This window comes from Thalassospira sp. B30-1 (genome assembly GCF_015767575.1).
Classification (GTDB): domain Bacteria; phylum Pseudomonadota; class Alphaproteobacteria; order Rhodospirillales; family Thalassospiraceae; genus Thalassospira; species Thalassospira xiamenensis.
Window position 1 is genome coordinate 601094 of the sequence record NZ_CP065232.1, and the last position, 21729, is coordinate 622822.

General features: G+C 56.7%; 20 protein-coding genes and 1 riboswitch. Of the genes, 9 read left to right on the forward strand and 11 right to left on the reverse strand.

Annotated features, from left to right (window positions below):
- Window positions 1-6: 6 nt before the first annotated feature.
- From IT971_RS02710 to IT971_RS02735, 6 genes are all read right to left on the reverse strand, one after another.
- Window positions 7-1458 carry a serine hydrolase gene (locus IT971_RS02710; protein WP_063093263.1) on the reverse strand — a complete coding sequence of 484 codons (1452 nt, stop codon included), beginning with the start codon at window positions 1456-1458 and terminating at the stop codon, window positions 7-9.
- A gap of 104 nt (window positions 1459-1562) precedes the next feature.
- On the reverse strand, window positions 1563-2732 hold the full coding sequence (locus IT971_RS02715) for a CynX/NimT family MFS transporter (protein WP_063093264.1): 1170 nt from the start codon (window positions 2730-2732) through the stop codon (window positions 1563-1565).
- A 113-nt stretch (window positions 2733-2845) separates the two neighbouring features.
- The gene (locus IT971_RS02720; RefSeq protein ID WP_063093265.1) at window positions 2846-3421 is read right to left on the reverse strand and encodes a helix-turn-helix transcriptional regulator; all 576 of its coding nucleotides are present in this window, start codon (window positions 3419-3421) and stop codon (window positions 2846-2848) included.
- 66 nt (window positions 3422-3487) lie between these two features.
- Window positions 3488-4063, reverse strand: a complete 576-nt coding sequence (rsmD, locus tag IT971_RS02725) for a 16S rRNA (guanine(966)-N(2))-methyltransferase RsmD (RefSeq protein WP_007091241.1) — start codon at window positions 4061-4063, stop codon at window positions 3488-3490.
- Window positions 4064-4069: 6 nt separating this feature from the next.
- Window positions 4070-5377 carry a pseudouridine synthase gene (locus IT971_RS02730; RefSeq protein WP_063093266.1) on the reverse strand — a complete coding sequence of 436 codons (1308 nt, stop codon included), beginning with the start codon at window positions 5375-5377 and terminating at the stop codon, window positions 4070-4072.
- Window positions 5374-6096, reverse strand: a complete 723-nt coding sequence (locus tag IT971_RS02735; protein ID WP_063093267.1) for a gamma-glutamyl-gamma-aminobutyrate hydrolase family protein — start codon at window positions 6094-6096, stop codon at window positions 5374-5376. The genes IT971_RS02730 and IT971_RS02735 overlap by 4 nt, the downstream gene beginning before the upstream one ends.
- A 264-nt stretch (window positions 6097-6360) precedes the next feature.
- Between IT971_RS02735 and IT971_RS02740 the strand changes: the two genes are divergently transcribed.
- Window positions 6361-6813: a nucleoside deaminase gene (locus IT971_RS02740; RefSeq protein ID WP_007091239.1), complete on the forward strand. Its 453-nt coding sequence runs from the start codon at window positions 6361-6363 to the stop codon at window positions 6811-6813.
- Window positions 6814-6860: 47 nt separating this feature from the next.
- On the opposite strand, the gene IT971_RS02745 is transcribed toward IT971_RS02740, so the two are convergent.
- Window positions 6861-8462, reverse strand: coding sequence for a glucan biosynthesis protein (locus tag IT971_RS02745; RefSeq protein ID WP_063093268.1), 1602 nt, complete (start codon window positions 8460-8462; stop codon window positions 6861-6863).
- Window positions 8463-8648: 186 nt separating this feature from the next.
- Here IT971_RS02745 and IT971_RS02750 point away from each other — a divergent pair, with 186 nt between their 5' ends.
- A complete protein-coding gene (locus tag IT971_RS02750; protein ID WP_158526671.1) occupies window positions 8649-10010 on the forward strand; it encodes an adenylate/guanylate cyclase domain-containing protein in 1362 nt (453 codons plus the stop codon).
- A gap of 118 nt (window positions 10011-10128) precedes the next feature.
- Here IT971_RS02750 and IT971_RS02755 read toward each other — a convergent pair whose 3' ends face one another.
- Window positions 10129-10476, reverse strand: a complete 348-nt coding sequence (locus IT971_RS02755) for an Atu4866 domain-containing protein (protein ID WP_063093270.1) — start codon at window positions 10474-10476, stop codon at window positions 10129-10131.
- Window positions 10477-10500: 24 nt separating this feature from the next.
- Window positions 10501-11247 (reverse strand): SDR family oxidoreductase, encoded by a 747-nt coding sequence (locus tag IT971_RS02760; protein ID WP_007091235.1) that lies wholly within the window; start codon window positions 11245-11247, stop codon window positions 10501-10503.
- Window positions 11248-11415: 168 nt separating this feature from the next.
- Here IT971_RS02760 and IT971_RS02765 point away from each other — a divergent pair, with 168 nt between their 5' ends.
- The 4 genes from IT971_RS02765 (at window position 11416) to IT971_RS02780 (ending at window position 15664) form a co-directional block, all read left to right on the forward strand.
- The gene (locus tag IT971_RS02765) at window positions 11416-12333 is read left to right on the forward strand and encodes an AraC family transcriptional regulator (RefSeq protein WP_007091234.1); all 918 of its coding nucleotides are present in this window, start codon (window positions 11416-11418) and stop codon (window positions 12331-12333) included.
- 55 nt (window positions 12334-12388) lie between these two features.
- Window positions 12389-12585, forward strand: a riboswitch (cobalamin riboswitch).
- A 210-nt stretch (window positions 12586-12795) separates the two neighbouring features.
- Window positions 12796-13836, forward strand: a complete 1041-nt coding sequence (locus IT971_RS02770; RefSeq protein ID WP_063093313.1) for an ABC transporter substrate-binding protein — start codon at window positions 12796-12798, stop codon at window positions 13834-13836.
- Between the two features lie 41 nt (window positions 13837-13877).
- Complete coding sequence (locus tag IT971_RS02775; RefSeq protein ID WP_306460228.1) at window positions 13878-14885, forward strand: iron ABC transporter permease; 1008 nt, start codon at window positions 13878-13880, stop codon at window positions 14883-14885.
- Window positions 14882-15664 carry an ABC transporter ATP-binding protein gene (locus tag IT971_RS02780; protein WP_063093271.1) on the forward strand — a complete coding sequence of 261 codons (783 nt, stop codon included), beginning with the start codon at window positions 14882-14884 and terminating at the stop codon, window positions 15662-15664. The genes IT971_RS02775 and IT971_RS02780 overlap by 4 nt, the downstream gene beginning before the upstream one ends.
- A gap of 24 nt (window positions 15665-15688) precedes the next feature.
- Here the strand turns inward: IT971_RS02780 and purD are convergent, their stop codons facing one another.
- Window positions 15689-16972, reverse strand: a complete 1284-nt coding sequence (gene purD, locus IT971_RS02785) for a phosphoribosylamine--glycine ligase (protein ID WP_063093272.1) — start codon at window positions 16970-16972, stop codon at window positions 15689-15691.
- A 113-nt stretch (window positions 16973-17085) separates the two neighbouring features.
- Here purD and xseA point away from each other — a divergent pair, with 113 nt between their 5' ends.
- From xseA to IT971_RS02800, 3 genes are read left to right on the forward strand one after another with little or no spacing between them, the layout of a single operon-like run.
- Window positions 17086-18729: an exodeoxyribonuclease VII large subunit gene (gene xseA, locus IT971_RS02790; protein WP_063093273.1), complete on the forward strand. Its 1644-nt coding sequence runs from the start codon at window positions 17086-17088 to the stop codon at window positions 18727-18729.
- Window positions 18729-19589 (forward strand): M23 family metallopeptidase, encoded by an 861-nt coding sequence (locus IT971_RS02795; protein ID WP_063093274.1) that lies wholly within the window; start codon window positions 18729-18731, stop codon window positions 19587-19589. The genes xseA and IT971_RS02795 overlap by 1 nt, the downstream gene beginning before the upstream one ends.
- A 29-nt stretch (window positions 19590-19618) precedes the next feature.
- On the forward strand, window positions 19619-21166 hold the full coding sequence (locus tag IT971_RS02800; protein WP_063093275.1) for a gamma-glutamyltransferase family protein: 1548 nt from the start codon (window positions 19619-19621) through the stop codon (window positions 21164-21166).
- A 16-nt stretch (window positions 21167-21182) separates the two neighbouring features.
- Here the strand turns inward: IT971_RS02800 and IT971_RS02805 are convergent, their stop codons facing one another.
- A complete protein-coding gene (locus IT971_RS02805; protein WP_063093276.1) occupies window positions 21183-21668 on the reverse strand; it encodes a MarR family winged helix-turn-helix transcriptional regulator in 486 nt (161 codons plus the stop codon).
- Window positions 21669-21729 lie beyond the last annotated feature (61 nt).

Here is a 21729-nt window from a genome sequence, read left to right on the forward strand (position 1 = left end):
GATCCCTTATTCCGCGACCTGACGGGCACTTTCGACTTCTACGGTCGTATCCCCGTTGCGGGCGACAATATCGGGAAACAGGGCCGCAATCGATCCGACAAAGCGACGCAGATCAAAGGCATCTCTGTCGCGCGTCAGTCCCAGACGCACGATCACCAGGTCCTTTGATGGAATGATGCTGATCGATTGTCCGTCATGACCAAGGGCAAAGAACGCGTCATCCGGAACAGGCGGCCCATCGTCACGCAGATTTCCATCGCTATCGCGTGCCCCCGGAAGTTCAAGCCACCAATGTGCGCCATAGATGCCGTTTGGTGCGGCGGGGGCCGGGGTGACGGAATAATCGACCCAACCCGCGGGCAGCAGCCGTTCATCGTTCCAGACGCCATCCTGCAGGAACAATTGGCCAATCTTGGCCCAATCCCGCGCGGTGGCATGCATGAAGCTCGACCCGATGAAATAACCGTCCTGATCTGTTTCAATGACGGCATTGCCAATGCCAAGCGGCCGGAACAGCAAATCAAACGGAATACGCTGATAGCTTTGGGACGAGCCACTGATATTGCGCATCGCAGCCGACAGAATGTTTGTCGCCCCGGAATTATAGGCAAAGACGGTGCCCGGACGATGTTCAAGCGGGCGGGCAACAGCAAATCCGGCGGCCGCCGGTTCGACAAACAGCATCTGAACCACGTCCGATAACGGGTTCCAATAGCTTTCATCAAATGCCAGCCCGCTGCTCATATGCAGCAATTGGTCATAGGTGATAACCGAACGCGGATCGTTAAGCTGTGATTGCCATTCATTGATCAGGACCGGGCCGTCAACGCCGGGGAGCATATGTTCCTGCTGCATGCGGCCAAGCAGGGCATTGAAGACGCTTTTGGTCATTGACCAGCCGGGCAGGGGGGTGCTGGCGGTGATGCCGGGTGCATAACGTTCGGCAATGACCTTGCCCCGGTGCAAAACAACAATAGCCCGGCTGCGCCGCGAGGCATTGGTGCCCGGTTCGTCCATGGCGTCTGCAAGAATGGTGCTAAAGGCGCGCCGGTCAATATTGCCGGGCACGGATGCCGTTCGAAGCGGCTGGGCCGGGATCGGGCGAAGTAACGGGCTTGTCGTGCGAAGCTGTTCTATGCGTGCCGGATCATCGGAAAGTGTGCAGCCCAGATTGGGCCGATAAACAGCAATCCGTTTGCGAAAACCGAATGCATGCGCGCTGACCGTCTGATGACGCAAATCGACATTGGCGGTAATCAGCGACAAAGCAGGATTGTTATCGGCCAGAACATCTTCTTCAAGTGCCCGGTTCGATGGCAGGCCATTCACAAAAATGGCCGAACACATGATTTTGGCCGTATAGCCCGCGCCGACCGGTGCCAGCCAGATAAAGAACGCGGAAATCACAAGAATGCCAAGCAATATCATGCCGATAAAGGTGGCTTTAATCCAGGTCATTCCGTTTCCCTTGTGCAGAGCGTTATGTGCTCCTCGTATTTGATCAGGGAAGAAGGGTCGCCTGCTTTGCGGGATAGGTCAAGACAGCGCATTGTATAGTCGGACTAATCCGTGGCTACGATGCGGACCGCGCGGTATCGAAGCGAAATGACAAATCCCGCAAGGTAAAATCCGGCCAGCAGAAATGCCGCCCCCTGCCAGCTTGCCCAGTCGATCATGGCACCGGCGACCGGTGGAACAATCACAACGAAAATCTCGGCAAACTGGGCCAGCATCCCCTGAAGGGCGGGCATCGAAAGATCGCGACCGGCAATGCGCGGCAAAAGGGCAAAACATGTACCGGCAACCGATCCCTGCCCGATATTGAACAGGATTAATGCCAAGACGCTGATCACGATGTTCTGACTGACAAACAGGGCGAAGATGGCGGCTGCCATCACCGGAAGGCCGATGGCAAGGATCCGGCGGCCCGGGACATCGCGGCCCAAAATCATGCCGGCGCCGACGCTTCCGATAATGTTTCCGGCAATCGCGGTGGTGCCGATGATGGCGGCAGCCAAAGGAATGCTGATTGAAAGATTATCGGCCATCATGGCGGGCATGAACGCAAGGGCGGCGGACGTTGCCCCGGCAAAGGCCGCGAATGTCAGCGCAACCTGCATCGCCGGACGGGATTTCAGGACGCCGGAAATACCCGATGTCAGGGACCGGTTGAAATGCTGGTCGCGCGGTTTGGTCAGCAACATCAGGGCAGGCAGAAGAACGGCAACCGGGACGGTGCAGGCAACAACCGCCATGCGCCAGTCAAGCCATGCGACAATCGCGGCACTGGTCCAGTTCCCCATGGCAATGCCGACCGGGATAAAGGTGCCCCAGATGCTCATGGCCATGGCGACGGTTTTCGGATTGCCCAGATTGGCCATCCAGCTTGGCGCGCCCACCACAATCAGAAGATATCCGATACTGGTGACAAGGCGCCCGACATAAAGCATTCCGGTGTTTGATGCTGTTGCAAAGATTGCGGCCCCGATGATCATCATGATGCCGCCCAGAAACAGCGAACGGCGTAATCCGGCCTGTGCGGCCCAGACGCCTGCGGGAATCGCAAAAAGGGCCCCTGCCGCCGTGATCAGCGATGCGACAAGACCGAACTGCGCCTGACTAAGATCAAAACCGGCACGAAGATCGGGGGCAATCGGCCCCACCAGACCAACCTGCATCGAGGCAGTCAATCCAAGGCCATACAGAACAAAAATTGCAAAAATCGGTGGCATGAGGGGCAATCCGTTACGTCAGCAAACTGTCTGGTCGGGGCAAACCAGAAGAACGGATTTCTTTTAGCTGAAACCCGTTGCAACGATCCACGTATGAAATATGCGAGAAACGGTTATGCAGGTGGGTGGTCAAAGCCGGTCGTCAGACGAACGGCGGTACCATCGGACAGGAAAAAACGTTCCCACAGGATGAATTTATCGACAATCGGCATCGGCGGGCCGTTGCGCCCGGATGTTGCGAAACTCAGGTGATCGGCCTGATCTTCGTGCCAGCCCATATGATGCAGGCGTTTTTCCGCCTGTGCGATTTCCGGCGTGGCAAAGCGCCAAAGGGATGTGCCAAGAAGATCACCAGAATCCCGTTGCCATTCCTTTTCGCGCGGTCCCGATGCGCACAGCAAACGATGGCTGCGATCCTCGATCAGATGAACACGTTGCCGCGAATGGATCACCAGCCGTTTGATCGCCTGATCCAATCGGAAATTGCGGTTGCGCGTCATCATCTGATGCAAAAGGTCGATCTGAAGCGGGGCGGGCGTTTGCAAACCCTTTTCCCATCGCGATACGGTTGCCTGTGTCACGCCGACAATATCGGCAAGGCGTGCCTGTTTGATCTCGCTTTCGCGGCGCCATTGGCGCAGGCGGCGACCAAATTCAGGATCGGGTGCTGTCGGGGGCAGTAACTTCATTGCTTAACATCGCCTGACATTTCGAAAGGCAGCCCACCATAACACAGCCGGGAAATCAATAAAGGTTCAGGACGCAGCGCCAAGGCGATAGATATCGATCTGGCAGCGGCCATATTTTCGGCTATCAAGGGTTTCAAGGCCGTCGACTTCCGGTGCCGGTTCGCGCGGATCGCGTTCGGCAATGATCAGCGTTTCATCATTGATCCAACCGGCATTTGCCAGTCCCGTAATACTGGGGCCAAGCAAATCCTTCTGATAGGGCGGATCAAGAAACACCATGCTGGCCGGTTCGGGGGCACGTGGCGGTTTGGTCGCGTCGGCACGTTGAACGCGGGTTTTATCACCCAGTTTCAGATCGGCGATATTCTGTTCGATGGCGGCCAGTGCACCGCGATCAAGGTCAAAGAAAACCGCCTTTTGCGCACCGCGTGAAATGGCTTCAAGGCCGAGCGCCCCGGAACCGGCATAGGCATCCAGAATAAGCCCGTCATAAAGCGGGTTCTGGTCGTCCTCGTACCAGCGCGATGCATGTGTCAGGATGTTAAACAGGGCTTCGCGAACGCGATCCAGTGTCGGGCGTGTATCGCGCCCGGTGGGGGCGGTCAAAAGCCGCCCGCGAAGACTTCCGCCAACAATCCGCATTCTGCCTTAACCCTTTTTGCCGCGCGGACGATTGCCCGCCGGTTTCGATCCGCTGCGTCCCGCCGGGCGGTTGCCGGGTTTGCCATCGGCAATGCTGCCGCGGTTGTTGCCACCGGTATTGCCAGACGGCTTGCCGCGACCCCCACCAAACGATTTGCCGCCATCGTTGTTACGCTCACCACCGGCTTTGCCACCGGGCGCATAACGCCCGCGGCCTTTGTTGGCCGGGCGGTTTGTATTGTCGCGATCATCAAAACGATTATCCCGGTCGTCCCGAGTACCGCGGTCATTACGATCTTCGCGGTTTTCCCGCGCCGGGCCGCTACGCGATACTTCTCCGCGTGCGACGGCCGGTTTGGCGCGATTACCCGGACGTGTCCGGTTTTCAAAGCTGTTCTCGGTCCGGGTGTCATCGGTGCTGGCGTTTGGGTTGCTGCCCTGCTGGCGGCGGCGGGGGGCGGCGGGTTTGCCAAATACGGTACGCGGTGCCTTGGGGCGGCCGGTACCACCGCGGGCGACCGATTTCTTTTCGGAAACCTTGCTGTAATCACCCTTGAAGAACGCGGCCAGCTGTTCTTTCATCACCTTGCCGGTGATTTCCTCGCAATCGCCAGGTGCCAGATTGCCCAACTGGAACGGGCCATAGGATACACGCATCAGGCGCGTCACCGGCCAGCCAAGATGTTCCATCACGCGGCGGATTTCACGGTTTTTGCCTTCGCGAAGGGTTACGGTCATCCAGGCGTTGCTGTCTTTCTGAACGTCAACTTCGGCCTGAATCGACCCGTAATTGATCCCATCAACCGTGACACCGTCTTCAAGCTGTTTGAGTTTTGCCTCGTCAATCCGGCCATGCACGCGCACCCGATACCGGCGTGCCCAGCCGGTGGCGGGCAGTTCAAGATAACGGGCAAGCTCGCCATCATTGGTCAGCAGCAAAAGACCTTCGGAATTCAGATCAAGGCGCCCGACCGAAATCACGCGCGGCATGTAGCTTGGCAGATGTTCGAAAACCGTATCGCGGCCCTGCTCGTCGCGGTGGCTGGTGACCAGCCCGCGTTTTTTAAACAGACGCCACAGACGCGGCTTTTCCTTTTGCGGCAAGGGTTTGCCATTGACGTAAATTTCGTCTTCGTCGGTGACGGTCACGGCCGGGCTGTCAAGCACCTTGCCGTTTAGCTTCACCAGACCTTCCTCGATCATGCGTTCGGCGTCGCGTCGCGAACAAACGCCGGAACGGGCAATGCGTTTGGCAATGCGTTCGGGTTTGCTTTCTTCGGTATCTTCGGTCGGGTTCGGGGTCTGGTCGCTCATTTGCGGGCCTCGGAAATCAGGGCGTCGAAGATTTTCGCATCGCCCGAACTGATATGAAATTCAGGATGCCATTGCACCCCAAGACAATAACGATATCCCGGATGCTCAATCCCCTCGATCACGCCATCCGGGGCGACGGAATTGATGATCACATTCGGGCCAACCTTATCAACGGCCTGATGATGCGCGGAATTGACCGACAGGCTTTTGACATCGCCAACAATGCGCGAAAGCAGGGTATCGGCTTCGACGGTCACATCATGCCCCGGCTCGTTGCGCGGGTTGGGCTGTTCATGCGCCAGACAGTTTTCAACACTGTCTGGGATATGCTGGATCAATGACCCGCCAAGGATCACGTTCAACAATTGCTGCCCGCCGCAAATGCCCAGAACCGGCATATTGCGTTTCAGCGCACCTTCGGCCATCGCCCATTCAAACTTGGTGCGGCGGTCTTTGGTGATCACCGTGTCATGGCGTTCTTCGGCACCAAACAGACTGGGATCGACATCAAACGCACCGCCAGTAACCACAAGCCCGTCAATCAGATCGAGCAGATCGGGAACCAGTTCCACCTCGTGGGGCAGGGGCATCGGAATGCCACCCGCCGCCGTGACCGCACCGGCATAGTTTTCACGCAGCGCATACCACGGAAATTTGGAATAGCCACCGGGTTCCTCGGAATCAAGGGTAATGCCGATGATCGGTTTTCTGGCACTCATGTTCTGTCAAATCCCGTTGGTGGTGGCAGTTGGTCGCTATGTTTGCTGGCGATGCCATGAATTTGGCCGGAAACTAACCCCGGTGCGTTAGAAGGGCAACGGCAATTCACGCATATGTGCAATCGGTCGCGATCTTATCACCGCTTGACCGATCCTTGCACAGATTGCAATCTCATATGCTTAACGCCTGATAAAAAACAAAACAAATCAAACCCGCAATGTGCCTGTTGGGGGCAATTGCTTTTCCGGGATGGAAAACAGATCATGAGCGCAGACAGCTTTATGGATATGGCGCTAGATGAGGCGCGCGCCGCCGCAAGGCGCGGTGAGGTGCCGGTTGGTGCTGTTCTGGTCGATGCCGACAGTGGCGAGGTCTTGGCACGTGCCGGCAACCTGACCGAGGAACTCAATGATCCGACAGCCCATGCCGAAATCCTTGTGATCCGTGCCGCTGCCGGGGCCAAGGGCGAACCGCGCCTGCCCAATTGTGATCTGTATGTCACGCTGGAACCTTGCCCGATGTGTGCCGCCGCCATTTCATTTGCCCGCCTGCGGCGGGTTTATTTCGGGGCCTATGATCCCAAAAGCGGTGGCATCGATCACGGTCCGCGCGTGTTCGAAAGCACAAGCTGCCATCACCGCCCCGAAGTCTATGGCGGGATTGGCGAGGTCGAGGCGGGCAAGCTTTTGAAGGATTTCTTTGGGTCGCTGCGCTAAGTTCCAAGACCAAAAGCAAAGGCCCGCCAATTTGGCGGGCCTTTGATCTATTCTCTGGTCTGCCCCCGAAGTCCTGGCAAATGCTGGAACATCCAGGTTTCGCTAAGCGGCGCATCACCACGTTTCAGATACATCCGCAAATCAACCGGCTCATTGCCCTCGACTTTAAGGTCAAACGCCGCACGCCAGATGCGGGTATCCATGATCGGTTCGATCTTGGTGCGGACAATTTCCCCGCGCGAGGTTGAAACAATGACTTCCGGGAACTCGCCATAGGCCAGGGTTCCAAGGATTTCCCCCTCGAATTCGACCGAAAATTTCAATTCGTCCTTCGGTCGGACCGTGCCGGGATTGCCACCGCGGCCCATACGGGTGGCGGTCGCATGGGCAAGCTTGTCCATCGGGAACGGATTCTGTGCCTGCCAATACAGGCGATAACGGAACTGATAGCTATTGCCTGCCTTGGCCGGAGCATTCGGCACCCAGAAGGCTCCGATATTGTCATGAATTTCATCGTCGGTCGGGATTTCGACAAGCTGCACGGCCCCGTCTTCCCATGCGCCAAGCGGTTCGACCCACAGGCTGGGGCGGCGGTGATAACGCACACCGTCAAGATAATGGCTGACTTCGCGGTCACGCTGCATCAGGCCAAAACCACGCGGGTTTTTGTCACCGAATGCTGATGTGCGGATGATTTCCGGATTGTTCAACTGACGCCAGATGCGTTCGCCATTTCCGGTCCAAAGCTCCAGCCCGTCGCTGTCATGGACTTCGGGACGCCAGTCAAAGCGGAACGATTTGTTCTGTTCCGAATACCAGAACATGCTGGTCAGCGGTGCGATGCCAAGGCGTTCGATATCCTTGCGCAGGAACAGGTGTTTTTCGACATCCATGGTCACACCTTCGCCGCGCGTCAGATAGAACCGATAGGCACCCGTGATGCTGGGGCCATCCAGCAGGGCATAGACCGTGACCGGGGCATTGGCCGATTTCGCGGGCTCGATATAAAATTCGCGGAAATCGGGGAATTCTTCGGGCTGGGACGTTGCCGTATTGACGACAATACCGCGCGCAGACAGGCCATATTGACCTTCATCGCCAATCGCACGGAAATAGGATGCGCCAAGAAACGCTGCCCAGTCCTGTGTTTTCCAGTCATCACGTTCGACATTTTCATGCAGACGGAACCCGGCAAAACCGCTGTTTTCCGAAAGCTTGCGCGCGATGCTGTCTTCGGGCATGTCGAAATAGTCGGGCGTATAAACCACTTCGCGCGATTTGCCACCGTCAACCAGATGCATATGCACCGGTTTGGCAAAATACATGCCGAGATGAAAGAAGGTCAGCGGATAGGTGCCCGAACCATCGGCGTATGGCGAAAATTCGCGCTTGTAATGCAGCTTGCCATGAATGTCGTAATCGATCTTGCCGACAATTTCGGGATCGGGGGCGACAGGCGGCTCGTAAGGCGATTTTGCCATGGCTTCGGCGCGTTTGATCAGGGCGTCAAAGCTGAAGCTTTGCGGTTCGCCAAGATCAAGTTTTTCGTTCGCGGCCGAGGCACCATTGACCATCGACATGCCCGGCAGGATCAGCCCGGCAGCGGCCATGGATTTCAGAAATCGTCTGCGTTCCACAGAAGTCGTCATCAATCAGGTCCCGTTAATTTAAGATGTCCGGAACTATACCGGACAGTGTGGACGTAATCGGGATAAAACATGGCGAATTCAAGATCGTAATATCTGCATTTTTCGCATAGCGGTATGCCAGATGTCTGCCTAAATAAACTTGCAATCATTGAAATGGCGAGGTCGCCATCGCAGAAAGGCATGTTCATGCAGCAAACCGTTATGGGAAAGCCCGGGCAGAGAGCCATTTTCCATCAGGCGGAACAGAACGGTCTGCGACTGGCGATCAAGGGGCGTCTGGTCGCGCTGATCCTGATGGGGGTCTGGCTTGTGGCGTCGCGGTCGGGTGACCCGTTACGTGCCATTGAATATCTGATTGCGCTTGGTGTCTTTGCCGGGTTTGGCATCATCCATTACCGGATTATCGGATCATCCTATGACCGGAACTGGATCAAGTATCTGTTCATTGCACTTGATATCGGGTTCCTGTCGCTTCTGATTGCGACCCAACCGGTATTTGACAATGTCGATCTGCCCCAGGCGGTGATTTTCCGCACGCCGATCTTCCCATTCTATTTTATCGTTGTTGGTGTTGCGGCGTTCAGTTTTTCGCCCGGCCTTGTTTTGTGGGCCGGTATGTGCGGGGCGGCCGGGTGGCTTGGTGCGTTTCTTTATGCCATCCGTGATATGGATGAGACCTATGACTGGCAGGATATCGGCACATCTCCCGATACCCAGACTTTTGTGACCTATTTCTTCAGCCCCGATTTTATCGGCGCCTGGAGCCGCGCACAGGAAGCCCTCTCGCTGGTTGTTGTTGCCATTCTGATTGGTCTGGTCATGTGGCGTGCGCGCCATACGGTGCGCCGCCAGATCGAGGCGGAACAGGAACGTAGCGCCATTTCCGATATTTTCGGACAATATGTGCCGCCCGCCATTGCCGAAGTGCTGATTTCCAAACGCGGATCGCTGGCCCCGGTCGAGCGTGAGGCAACCATCCTGTTTGCCGATCTGGCCGATTTCACCAAGCTGACCGAAACCATCGGCCCGAAAGGAATTGTCGAGGTTCTCAATACCTATTTCGATGCAGTGTCACAGATCATTACCCGTCATCATGGTGTGATTACCCAGTTTCAGGGCGATGCGGTACTGGCGACTTTCAATGTTCCGGTCGAGGATGCCGACCATGCCAGATGTGCCGTGCGGGCCGCACGCGAGATTTCCGATCTTGTGCAAAGTCGGGATTTCGCCGGGATTCATGTTCGTACGCGTATCGGGATATGCACCGGCACGGTGATTGCTGGCAGTGTCGGCGGGGGTGGGCGTCAGAACTATACCGTGCATGGCGATACGGTAAATATGGCGGCCCGATTGGAAGTGATGAACAAGGAACTGGGAACCGACGTTCTGATTTCTGCAACGACGGCACAGTATCTGACCGCAGAAGATTTTCGCAAGATCGGGCAAATGGATGTCCGTGGGCTTTCCGAACCGATTGATCTGTTTACCTTTGCCACGGCTGATGAACGGAATGTCGCGACTGGCAATGTGCCCGTGACAGCGACCTGATTATTGGCAAAGTTTTCGCGCATGAAAATGAAAAAAAGGAACGGCATCCATTCGATACCGTTCCTTGCGGGTTCTGCGCCGGGTTAGCCGGTGCAGCGGGGCTTTTAAAGCCTGAATGCTATTGTATGGGCTGGCGATACATCACCATTCCGGCGTGATACAGAACACCGTCCTCGAAATATCCGTCGGCGGTAAAACCGGTATCATCCCAGTAATCGATGTGATTGCCGGAAATTTCATAACGTCCCTGATAGGCAGACGGGCGATTGCCGCGCGCCTCGTCATAACGTCCGATGGCCAGCAATTCCTGACGGATATTGCCGTCTGCCGTGACCCACATGCCAACATAGGGATGCGGGTCGTTCGATGTGGTTCCGGACATGACGGTTTCCTCCTGTGCGGTGGCGGTGCTGGAAAACAGCATCAGAAGACTGGCGATAGAAGACGCAAACATATGACGTGCCATGTGGGCCTCCTTGGGCGTTACGGATCAATATGCCGATGCGGTCGGGCGCACGATGATCTCGTTGACATCGACGCTTTCGGGCTGGGCGATTGCGTAAAGCACCGACCATGCAATGGAAATCGGGCTGAGTGCGGTTTTGCGCAGTTCACCGAGAAACCCTTTGGCATTGTCATCGGTAATGTCGTTGCCAAGTTCTGTTTCGGTAACGCCCGGCGAAATGGTGGTGACGCGGATATCGCGGCTTTCCTGACGCAGGCCATCGGAAATCGCCCAGACGGCATATTTCGTGGCGCAGTAAACGGCTGCAGTCGGGGATACCAGATGTGCGCCAATGGATGCGGTATTGATGATGTGGCCGCTACCCTGTTCCTTGAACAATGGCAGACCGGCGGCAATGCCATTCAGGACGCCGCGAATATTGACGTCGATCATCTTGTTCCACTCGTCAATTTTCAGTTCGGCAAGCGGCGACAAGGGCATGACACCGGCATTGTTGAAGATCACATCAACGCGGCCATAGGTGTTTTTGGCGAAATAGATCAGTGCTTCGACGTCGTCGGCATCGGTGACATCAACCGCGCGACATGTGGCGGTGCCGCCTTCGGCTTCGATTTCGGCGACGATGGAATGAAGCTTTGCCGTGCGTCGGGCCGCAAGAACGACCTTTGCACCATTTTCGGCCAGAAGTTTTGCCGTGGCCTCGCCAATTCCGCTGCTGGCACCGGTAATGACGACAACCTTGTTTTCAACATTGTTGGACATAAGCGACATGACATCCTCCTTGTCTGGATCATGGCGCTTACTGTGATTGCAAATGGTGGCCTGATGAATACACAGAACTCTTGATCAATTGCCTGATTCTCCAGACAGGGTGAAAACCGCTTTTCAGGATGGTTTTGGTTGCTATAGTTCATATTAGAGAAACAAAGGAGTTTGGCGATGCCTGTGTTTGAAGAGATGTCTGAGCTGATTGACAGATACTGCGAAGGCGAAGGTGTTGCCGAGACGCCGGTAAAGGCGGTGCATCTGTATCGTGCGACCGGGCCGTCGATGAAAGTTCCGACAATCTACAAGCCATGCCTTTGCATTATCGCGTCAGGTGCCAAAGAGGTCACTCTGGGCGAGGCGGTTTTCAGTTATGCGCCCGGAAAGTATCTGGTGGCGTCGGTCGACCTGCCGATTGTCGGCTGTGTGACAAATGCCAGTGCAGCACTTCCGTATCGCAGTTTGTCGATTGAACTGGATGGTCAGATGTTGGGCGATCTTGTCACCCAGATTGATCTTCAGGTCGGCTCGGCATCCGAAAGCGATTGCGGTCTTCATGTCGATAACGCCAGCGATACCTTGCTGGATGCCGTGATGCGCCTGTTGCGCCTGTGCGATGAGAAAGACGATATTTCGGTGATGGCGCCGATGCTTCTGCGCGAAGTGCATTATCGCCTTCTGCGCGGCCTTCAGGGGGCCAGGATTGCGCAAATCGGCATGGGCGGCAGCAACATGCAACGCATTTCCAAGATCATCCGCCTTATGAAGGACGATTTTGCCGCACCGCTTCGGGTCGATGATCTGGCGGCACAGGCGAATATGAGCCCGTCTTCCTTCCATCATCATTTCAAGCAGGTAACCTCCATGAGCCCGCTTCAGTATCAGAAACGCCTTCGCCTGACGATGGCGCGCCAGATGATGCTGACCGAAATGAAGGATGCGGCAACCGCGGCCTATGAAGTCGGATATGAAAGCGCATCACAATTCAGCCGTGAATATGCCCGCATGTTTGGCGCGCCACCGATGCGCGATGTCTCGGCGATCCTTGGGCGGCTGGGCGGCGATGGCACGGCGGCGGCGAACGCCTATTGAAAATTGTAATCATTGCGATTTATTCGCAATTGGCTTGACCGGCCTTCGTGACTATGTGACACCGATAGATGTCAGTATCCGACAAGGATAAAGGGAATTCGAAGCCGTCCGTGAAGACGGTTAACCGAAGCTGCCCCCGCAACTGTAGGCGGTGAGTGTTTCCTTCTGAAAGCCACTGGGATATTTCCCGGGAAGGCAGGAAAACACAACGACCCGCGAGCCAGGAGACCTGCTGACATGAATACGACGGACCGGGCGGGGTGCCCCGGAGGATGTCGGTATATGTCACCGTTCCGGGCGGGCTGAAAGCCATTGGACCGCCCTTGGATCCCGGCATTTCCCGCCATTTTTCAGCACTTTAGCCAGTCCCTTGACCATAGTAGCTTTGATGTTATGTTATAACATAACATTTATTGGTTTGGTATGTCCGGTCGGGAAATGAAATTCCCGATCAGCATATCCATGAAAGGACGCAAAGTGATTGAACTGAACAAAAAGGTTCTTGCAGTCGGGGTGTTTGCTGCAGGACTGGCTTCTTTCGCGCAATACGCATCTGCCACGGAATATCCGCTCACACTGGAAAATTGTGGTCGAACCCTGACCTTTGATCAGGCTCCGAACCGTGTCGTATCGCTTGGCCAAAGCAGCACTGAACTGCTTTATCTTCTGGGACTGACCGACAGGGTGGTCGGAACGGCCGTATGGCTTGGCCCGGTGCAGGAACAGTTTCGCGACGTCAACGCCACCATTCCGCGTCTGGCAGACAACGATCCCAGCTTTGAAAGTGTGGTCGGCCAGAAACCCGATATGGTCGCAACCCAGTTCCAATGGCATATCGGCCCGAATGGCAAGGTCGGAACGATTGACCAGTTTGCTGAACTTTCAATCCCGGTCTATACCGCACCAGCCGATTGCGTCGGTAAGGACAACACCACGGGCGGTGACGGAACGCGGATTGATGCCTTTTCGATGGATCAGATCTATCAGGGGATAGCCGACCTTTCGAAAATCTTCGATGTCGAGGAACGCGGCGCAGATCTGATTGCCGATTTCAAAGCCCGCGAACAGGCTGCGCGCGAAAAAGTTGCCGCCGTGAATGGCAAGGGAATTTCGGCACTGTTCTGGTTTTCCAGCGCCGAAATCGATGTTGATCCGTTTGTTGCCGGGCAGAAAGGCGCACCGGCCTATGTCATGTCGATCCTTGGTGTGGAGAATGTCATCGACAGTGATGATGAATGGCCCACAGTCGGGTGGGAAACCATCGCACGAACCAATCCCGATATCATTGCGATTGGCAAAATGGATCGTCGCCGTTTTCCGGCCGATGACTGGGAACTGAAAATGCAGTTCCTGAAATCCGATCCGGTAACCCGTCAGATGAATGCGGTCAAAAGCGGAAATATCGTCGTCATGGATGCCCAGTCGATGAACCCGACCATGCGGACAATCGACGGCATTGAAACCCTGGCCAAGGCAATCGAGGCGTTCGAGGCAACCCAGTGATCGGGCCAATGATCGGGAATATCATTTCCAGCCCCGTTTTCATGAAACGCATCAGCGTGGCATTTGCCGCGCTGATGTTGCTGGCAGCGGTCCTGGCGGTTGCCGCATCGGTGGGCGAAACAGCGATCCCGGTGGGCACGGTGATCAATACGATTGCCAATCATTTGTGGGATGCCGGTCATCCGGTGGATGCGATTGATGCCGGTATAATCTGGAACTATCGGCTGAGCCGCGCCATCGTTGCCGCAAGTTGCGGGGCGGCCTTGGCCGTTTCCGGTGCGGTCCTGCAGGCGCTTTTGCGCAACAGTCTTGCCGATCCCTATCTGCTCGGCATTTCGGCCGGGGCATCGACCGGTGCGGTCAGCATCGTGATCCTAGGTCTTGGGGCCGGGATGCTTTCGCTGTCACTTGGTGCATTTATCGGCGCAGTGGCGGCATTCGCCTTTGTGACCCTTCTGGCGTTACAGGCCGGGCGCGGCACGGGGGCGATCATTCTGGCCGGGATTGCCGGATCGCAGATGTTCAATGCCCTGACATCCTTCATTGTCACCAAATCGGCTAGTGCCGAGCAGGCGCGCGGCATCATGTTCTGGCTTCTGGGCAATCTTAGCGGCGTGCGCTGGCCCGATGTGTGGCTGGCTTTACCCGTGGCTCTTGTCGGGCTTGTCGTGTGTCTTTGGCATGCTCGCGCACTTGATGCCTTTACATTTGGTAGGGAATCCGCCGCATCGCTTGGTGTTCCGGTCAGGCGTGTGTATGCGATCCTGATTGCCGCGTCCGCGATGATGACCGCGGTAATGGTCAGTATTGTTGGCTCCATTGGTTTTGTCGGGCTCGTGATCCCGCATGCGGCGCGCTTTTTTGTCGGAACGCGCCATGGGCTGCTATTACCGCTATCGGCATTGATTGGCGCACTGTTTCTGGTCTGTGCCGATGTGATTTCACGCGTGATCGTTCCGGGGCAGGTTTTGCCAATCGGGGTGATTACCGCCCTTGTCGGGGCCCCGGCCTTTGCCCTGATCCTGTGTCACGGAAGGATTTTGCGATGACCCTGGAACTGCGCGATATCGTCTGGTCTGCCGGGTATCGCAAGATCATCAAAAATGTCTCCCTCCGGGTTGAACCGGGCGAGTTCCTTGGCCTGATCGGGCCAAATGGGTCGGGCAAAACCAGTTTGATGTCGGTTTTGGCCGGTATTCGTCCACCTGATCAGGGGCGTGCGATGCTGGCAGGGCAGGACATGAAAAAGCATGGTCGTCGCAAACTGGCCCGGCAGATCGGCTTTGTCGAACAGCAGGCCGATACCACGGACCGCCTGACCGCGCGCGAGGCGGTGGCACTTGGACGCACACCTTATCTCAGCATGCTGTCGCCTTGGTCGGAACGCGATGATGCGATTGTGGAACGCGCCCTTGGTGATGTCGACATGACTCATCTGGCCGACCGGTTCTGGCATACACTTTCGGGCGGTGAGAAGCAGCGGGTTCATATTGCGCGTGCGCTGGCGCAGGAGCCGAAATTCCTTCTGCTGGATGAACCGACAAACCATCTGGATATCCGCCATCAGCTTGGATTGCTGGAACTGGTGCGCGAATTGCCGGTTACCGTGGTCGCAGCCTTGCACGATCTGAACCATGCCGCGATGTATTGCGACCGGATTGCCATGATGCGTGACGGGGAACTGGTGGGGATCGGCAGTCCTGCCGATATTCTGACGACCCAAAATCTGCGCGATGTGTTCGGTGTGGATGCCACCATCGAACATGGCCCTAACGGGCAATGCGCGGTGCGCTATCACGCAGGCATGAAAAAAGACCGGGCTGCATGACCCGGTCTTTTCCAATTCAAAGGCTTACTTCTGTTCGCGGGCAATCGCGCGCCAGCCGATATCACGACGGCAAAAACCACCCGGCCAGTTAATGGCATCAACCGCTTCATAGGCGCGTTTCTGTGCCTCGGTCACCGACGTGCCACGTGCGGTAACGCCAAGAACACGCCCCCCCGTCGCGGTCAGTTTGTCACCATCCATTTTCGTGCCCGCATGCAGGACCTTGACCTTGTCCATCGCATCGGCATCGGCCACGTTTTTGATCTCGGTGCCTTTGTCGTAGCTGCCCGGATACCCCTTGGCGGCCATGACAACGACCATGGCGGTTTCGTCATGCCATTCGGGTTTGACGGTATCGAGTTTTCCGGTTGCCGCCCCATCAAGGATATCAAGCACATCCGATTTCAGACGCGTCATCAGAACCTGGCATTCCGGATCGCCAAAACGGATGTTGTATTCGATCAGTTTCGGATTGCCCGCATCGTCAATCATCAGACCGGCAAACAGGACGCCCTTGAACGGATGGCCTTCGGCGGCCATGCCCTTGACGGTCGGAACAATGATCTGTTCCATGACCTTGTCCTCAACCGACTGCGTAAAGACCGGGGCGGGGGAATAGGCACCCATACCACCGGTATTCGGGCCGGTATCGCCCTCGCCGACGGCCTTGTGATCCTGTGCGGCAATTAGCGGAATGACGTTTTCCCCGTCACAAACCGCAAAGAAAGATGCTTCTTCGCCAGTCATGAATTCCTCGATCACCAGCTCCGCACCGGCATCGCCGAATTTGCCACCGACCATGCATTCGTCAATCGCCGCAAGGGCTTCGTCGATTGTCTGGCAGATCGTCACACCCTTGCCCGCGGCAAGGCCGTCGGTTTTGACAACAATCGGCGCACCGTGCTTTTCAACAAAGGCGCGGGCATCGTCGGGCGTGGTGAAACGGCCATAGGCCGCGGACGGGACGCCAAACTTTGACACCATGTCCTTCATGAAACCCTTGGAGCCTTCAAGCTGTGCCGCCGCCTTCGAACAGCCAAACGATTTGATGCCAGCCGCATCCAGCGCATCGACAAGGCCCGCGACCAGCGGGGCTTCGGGGCCGACAACCACCAGATCGACAGCATTGTCGGTGGCAAATTTCACAAGGCCGTCAATATCGCTGTCTGAAATGGCGACACATTCTGCTGAATCGGCAATCCCGGCATTGCCCGGCGCACACCAAAGCTTGGTCAGTCGCGGGCTTTTGGCAATTGCCCAGCACAATGCATGTTCACGTCCGCCACCGCCAACGACCAGAACCTTCATGATTTTAACCTCGATTACGTGTCCGACTGCTTGATGGTCCAGACGGGATGAACTAGGCTTGCACCCCATCCCGCTTGAAAATTTATGCGGGCTTTTAGCATAAAGTGCCCTTGATGACGCAAGATTTGTTCGACCCGTTTGCCCCGATGCCCGAAGAGCCCGCGAAACCGGGAAATCTGCCCGAATTTTCGGTCTCCGATCTTTCCAACGCGCTTAAACGCACGGTCGAGGATGCGTTTTCTTTCGTGCGTGTGCGCGGCGAGATTTCCGGCTTCAAGCGCGCAAGCAGCGGTCATCTGTATCTGGCACTCAAAGACGATCAGGCGGTGCTGGATGGTGTTTGCTGGCGCGGGCAGGCATCCAAACTTGGCATCGCACCCGAAGACGGTATGGAAGTCATTGTAACCGGCCGACTGACGACATTCCCGGGCCGGTCGAAATACCAGATTGTCATCGAAACGATGGAGGTTGCCGGCGAAGGCGCGCTTCTGAAACTTCTGGAAGAACGCAAAAAGAAACTTGCTGCCGAAGGACTGTTTGATGCGGATCGCAAAAAGCCGATCCCGTTCCTGCCCGATGTCATCGGGATTGTAACATCCCCGACCGGGGCGGTGATCCGCGATATCATGCATCGGCTGCGCGAACGTTTCCCGCGCCGGGTTCTGTTATGGCCCGTATTGGTACAGGGAACCGGTGCCGCCGAACAGGTCGCGCAGGCCGTGCGCGGTTTCAATGATCTTTTGCCCTATGGCAATATTCCGCGCCCCGATGTCCTGATTGTTGCGCGCGGTGGCGGATCGCTTGAAGACCTTTGGGCATTTAACGAGGAAATCATTGCCCGCGCGGTGGCGGAATCCGACATTCCGGTGATTTCTGCAGTCGGTCATGAAACCGATACCACCCTGATTGATTTTGTGTCTGACCTGCGTGCGCCTACTCCGACGGGGGCCGCGGAAAAGGCCGTTCCGGTGCGGCTTGATCTGATCGGTCAGGTCGAGGAAGACGGCCTTCGTCTGACGCAGGCGGTCCGTCGGCTTGGTGTGGAAAAACGCACCGCCCTTGAAAGTCTTGCGCGTGGTCTTGGCGATCCGCGCCGGATGCTTGAGGAACGCAGCCAGACCCTTGATAACTGGGCCGACCGGCTGCCTCGTGCAGCAGGCAGTGTCTTGCAGCAGGCGCGCGCACGCCTGAACGAAGCCGGGGCACGGTTGGTTAGCCCGCGTGAACAGCTTTCGGAAAAACGCGGGCGATTGGAAAATGCCGGTCTGCGACTGGATGGAGCGATCAAATCGGCCATCCAGATGCAAAAGGCACGTCTTGATCAGGCCGCCGCCGGACTTCGCCCGGCAAATGCCAGACGCGATATCACACGCGACCGCAAACAGATCGATGATCTGGCCGGTCGGATGCAGGCGGCGGTTAAAAATATCCTGAACCGCGAAGCCGAAGGACTGGCGCGGTATGATCGTCTTTTGGAAAGCTATTCGTATCGCAATGTTCTCAAACGCGGCTTTGCCGTGGTGCGCGGTGCGGATGAAGGTTTGATTGGCAAAGCATCGGATTTAATTGCCGGGCAGGGTTACATTCTGGAAATGCAGGATGGACGTGCCGATGTAACAGCAGGGACGTATTCCTCTGGAGCATCCGAGGCGGCACCGGTTGCCACGGTCGCGCCGAAATCGGCTGCCAAACCGAAACCGGCCCGGAAAAAAGACCCGGCCCCCAAAGATGACGACAGGCAAGGGAGCCTTCTGTAATGCGTTTCGCAATGAAGATGTTTTTGGCGGCAACCGGTTTGATGGCGTCATGCGTTGGGGCAATCGCGGCCGAGCCGACCTATCAGGGCCAGTTTGTTCAGGGCGGCATCGTGTTCGGTCAGGCCGAACCCGGAAGCAGCATCCTTCTGGATGGCAAGCCCATTGATACGATTGGCCCGGACGGGGCGTTTATCCTTGGCTTCCCCCGCGATTACGAGGGGCCGGCGAAGCTGACACTGCGCAAGGCTGATGGGGCAGTCGAAGAATATGCTTATGATATCGGTGATCGAGAATTTGATATCCAGCGGATTGATGGCCTGCCGCCCAAGATGGTGACGCCGGACCCTGAGGTCATGGAACGGATCAGGGATGACTCGCGTCAGGCCCGCGAAGCCCGCATCGAACGGTTTACGCAGGAATTTTACAAGAACGGCTTTATCTGGCCGGTTCTGGGTCCGATCAGCGGTGTCTATGGATCACAACGCATCTTGAATGGTGAACCGCGCGCCCCGCATTGGGGGGTGGATATTGCCGTTCCCACCGGCACACAGGTCGTGGCCCCGGCGGACGGGATTGTGACGCTGGCGCATCCCGATATGTATTTTTCCGGGGCGACCCTGTTTATTGATCACGGGCTTGGCATGGTTTCGGCGTTTTTGCATCTGTCGGAAATCGATGTGAAAGTCGGCGATGTCGTTCGGCAGGGTGATCCGATTGCCAAGGTCGGGGCAAGTGGCCGGGCAACCGGGCCGCATCTGGATTGGCGGATCAATGTCGGGGATGCCCGTGTTGACGCCGCCCTGCTTGTGCCGCCGATGGAAGATGCACAAAAGGCCGCGAAAATGAAGGCCAGCAATTGATGACGAATAAACAATAAGGAACCTCTGCCATGAAAAAGCACGGAGCCGTCGCCGCAGGACATGATGTCACCGCACGCGCGGCTGCCGATGTGCTTGAGGCGGGCGGCAATGCCTTTGATGCGGTCACTGCGGCGATGTGGACGGCGTGCGTGGCGGAGCCGGTTCTGGCATCATTGGGCGGGAGTGGTTTTGTCATGGCACGCCCGGCGGGAAAACCGCCCCGGCTTTATGATTTTTTTGTCGAAACCCCGCTTGCCAAACGCCCGCGCGAAGAACTTGAATTCGAAAGCCGGTTTGCGACATTTTCCGGTGGCGTTACCCAGGAATTTCACGGCGGATACGGTTCGGTTGCAACACCGGGCGTGGTTGCCGGTATTTTCAAGCTGCATGACGATCTTGGATCCCTGCCGATGGCGATGCTGGCCGAACCGGCAATTACAGCCGCACGCGACGGGATCAAGCTGGATGCGTTTCAACGGTATGTCATGGGGATCGTAACCCCGCTTCTGGCATTTTCCAAAGATAGCCGGGCCGTTTTCGGTGCGCCGGGGCATCAGGATGAAGACGGATTTGAATTGCCGGACGAGGGCTCCATTCTTCGTCAGGCTGATATGGCCGATAGCATTGAATATCTGCTGCGGATCGGGGCCGATGGCTTTTATCACGGCGATCTTGGTCATGCGCTGGTGACCGAATGCCGGGAATATGGCGGCTATCTGACAGGGGCGGATTTGGCGGCATACCGCGTTCTGGTCCGTGATCCGCTTTTGATTGCCGGGCGCAACGGGCGGTTTGTTTTAAACCCGCCACCGGCGTCGGGCGGGGTTTTGGTTGGCTTCGGGCTTAAGCTTGCGCGCGAAATAGAACTCGGGGCATTTGGATCGGCCCGTCATCTCGAAGCCATTTCGCGCATTCTTCATGCCACCGGGCTGGCACGTAGCGAACATGGCGCAAGCCCGACAATCCTTGCCGACGAATTCTGCGAATCCTACCGGTCTATGATTGGCGAACGCCCGCTTAGCCAGAATGGCACGACCCATATTTCCGTGGTTGATGGCGATGGCAATCTTGCCGCGGCGACGATTTCAAACGGGTCCTGTTCCGGGCGCATGGTGCCGGGGACTGGTATCATGCTCAATAACATGCTGGGCGAAGCCGATCTGTCAACCGACGGGTTCCATCACTGGCCATGCGGTGTGCGGATGACATCGATGATGACTCCGGCCCTGTATCTGGCGGGCAATGGTGATGCGATTGCACTTGGTTCTGGCGGGTCAAACCGCATTCGTTCGACCATGTTGCAGGTGATGCTGAATATCGATGCCTATGACATGACCCTGCATGGGGCGGTGGCGGCACCGCGGCTTCATGTCGAAGACAGTCTTTTGTCTGTCGAACCGGGATTTGACGGATCGCTTCTGGATGGCCTTAGCCTTGAAGACCAGCAACGCTGGGATACGGAGGATATGTTCTTTGGCGGTGTTCACGCCGCCAAGGTCAGTGGTGACGGCAGGAAATTCAATGCGGTTGGTGATGCCCGACGCAATGGCCACCAAGTGGTGATTGCCGACCTGTAATCCGGTTTGAACTGACCTAACGCGGAATTTCGTCGGCAGGGCGGACGTCAAGCAATGGGGCCGCATCAATCTTTTCCGCATTCATCATTGTCGCGACCCGCTGCATGGATGACAGAAGCTGCGTTTTTTCCCAATCGGGCAGGGCTTCGAATTGGGATATGAATTCTTCGTGCAGCATGGTTGGGGCTGCTTTCAGGACGTTCTGACCTGCCTCTGTCAGAACCGTATTGACCACGCGCTTGTCCGTGGTGCTGCGGCGGCGTTCTGCCAGCCCGCGCTGTTCAAGGCGGTTCAGGATTGTTGTGACCGTTGCCTGGCTAAGGGACACATGATTGGAAATGCGGCGCACCGTAACGTTCTGCAATTCGTCAATCGCGCGCAGGACCATCACCTGCGGGATGGTCAGACCACAGGCTTTCATCATGCGTTTGGAATGCAGATCGGTTGCGCGAATGATTTGGCGCAATGCAACCAGAATGTCCTGCCAATAGGCCTGTGTCATTATTTCTTAGTTTCCTCGGACGATCGCTCTTGAGCCAGTCGGTAACGGGGTTTGATCACAT

What these genes read in the sequence shown, in the direction of transcription:
- IT971_RS02710 (WP_063093263.1), bottom strand. Translation starts at nt 1,458, where the DNA reads ATGACCTGGATTAAAGCCACCTTTATCGGCATGATATTGCTTGGCATT.
- IT971_RS02715 (WP_063093264.1), bottom strand. Translation starts at nt 2,732, where the DNA reads ATGCCACCGATTTTTGCAATTTTTGTTCTGTATGGCCTTGGATTGACT.
- IT971_RS02720 (WP_063093265.1), bottom strand. Translation starts at nt 3,421, where the DNA reads ATGAAGTTACTGCCCCCGACAGCACCCGATCCTGAATTTGGTCGCCGC.
- rsmD (WP_007091241.1), bottom strand. Translation starts at nt 4,063, where the DNA reads ATGCGGATTGTTGGCGGAAGTCTTCGCGGGCGGCTTTTGACCGCCCCC.
- IT971_RS02730 (WP_063093266.1), bottom strand. Translation starts at nt 5,377, where the DNA reads ATGAGCGACCAGACCCCGAACCCGACCGAAGATACCGAAGAAAGCAAA.
- IT971_RS02735 (WP_063093267.1), bottom strand. Translation starts at nt 6,096, where the DNA reads ATGAGTGCCAGAAAACCGATCATCGGCATTACCCTTGATTCCGAGGAA.
- IT971_RS02740 (WP_007091239.1), top strand. Translation starts at nt 6,361, where the DNA reads ATGAGCGCAGACAGCTTTATGGATATGGCGCTAGATGAGGCGCGCGCC.
- IT971_RS02745 (WP_063093268.1), bottom strand. Translation starts at nt 8,462, where the DNA reads ATGACGACTTCTGTGGAACGCAGACGATTTCTGAAATCCATGGCCGCT.
- IT971_RS02750 (WP_158526671.1), top strand. Translation starts at nt 8,649, where the DNA reads ATGCAGCAAACCGTTATGGGAAAGCCCGGGCAGAGAGCCATTTTCCAT.
- IT971_RS02755 (WP_063093270.1), bottom strand. Translation starts at nt 10,476, where the DNA reads ATGGCACGTCATATGTTTGCGTCTTCTATCGCCAGTCTTCTGATGCTG.
- IT971_RS02760 (WP_007091235.1), bottom strand. Translation starts at nt 11,247, where the DNA reads ATGTCGCTTATGTCCAACAATGTTGAAAACAAGGTTGTCGTCATTACC.
- IT971_RS02765 (WP_007091234.1), top strand. Translation starts at nt 11,416, where the DNA reads ATGCCTGTGTTTGAAGAGATGTCTGAGCTGATTGACAGATACTGCGAA.
- IT971_RS02770 (WP_063093313.1), top strand. Translation starts at nt 12,796, where the DNA reads ATGAAAGGACGCAAAGTGATTGAACTGAACAAAAAGGTTCTTGCAGTC.
- IT971_RS02775 (WP_306460228.1), top strand. Translation starts at nt 13,878, where the DNA reads ATGAAACGCATCAGCGTGGCATTTGCCGCGCTGATGTTGCTGGCAGCG.
- IT971_RS02780 (WP_063093271.1), top strand. Translation starts at nt 14,882, where the DNA reads ATGACCCTGGAACTGCGCGATATCGTCTGGTCTGCCGGGTATCGCAAG.
- purD (WP_063093272.1), bottom strand. Translation starts at nt 16,972, where the DNA reads ATGAAGGTTCTGGTCGTTGGCGGTGGCGGACGTGAACATGCATTGTGC.
- xseA (WP_063093273.1), top strand. Translation starts at nt 17,086, where the DNA reads ATGACGCAAGATTTGTTCGACCCGTTTGCCCCGATGCCCGAAGAGCCC.
- IT971_RS02795 (WP_063093274.1), top strand. Translation starts at nt 18,729, where the DNA reads ATGCGTTTCGCAATGAAGATGTTTTTGGCGGCAACCGGTTTGATGGCG.
- IT971_RS02800 (WP_063093275.1), top strand. Translation starts at nt 19,619, where the DNA reads ATGAAAAAGCACGGAGCCGTCGCCGCAGGACATGATGTCACCGCACGC.
- IT971_RS02805 (WP_063093276.1), bottom strand. Translation starts at nt 21,668, where the DNA reads ATGACACAGGCCTATTGGCAGGACATTCTGGTTGCATTGCGCCAAATC.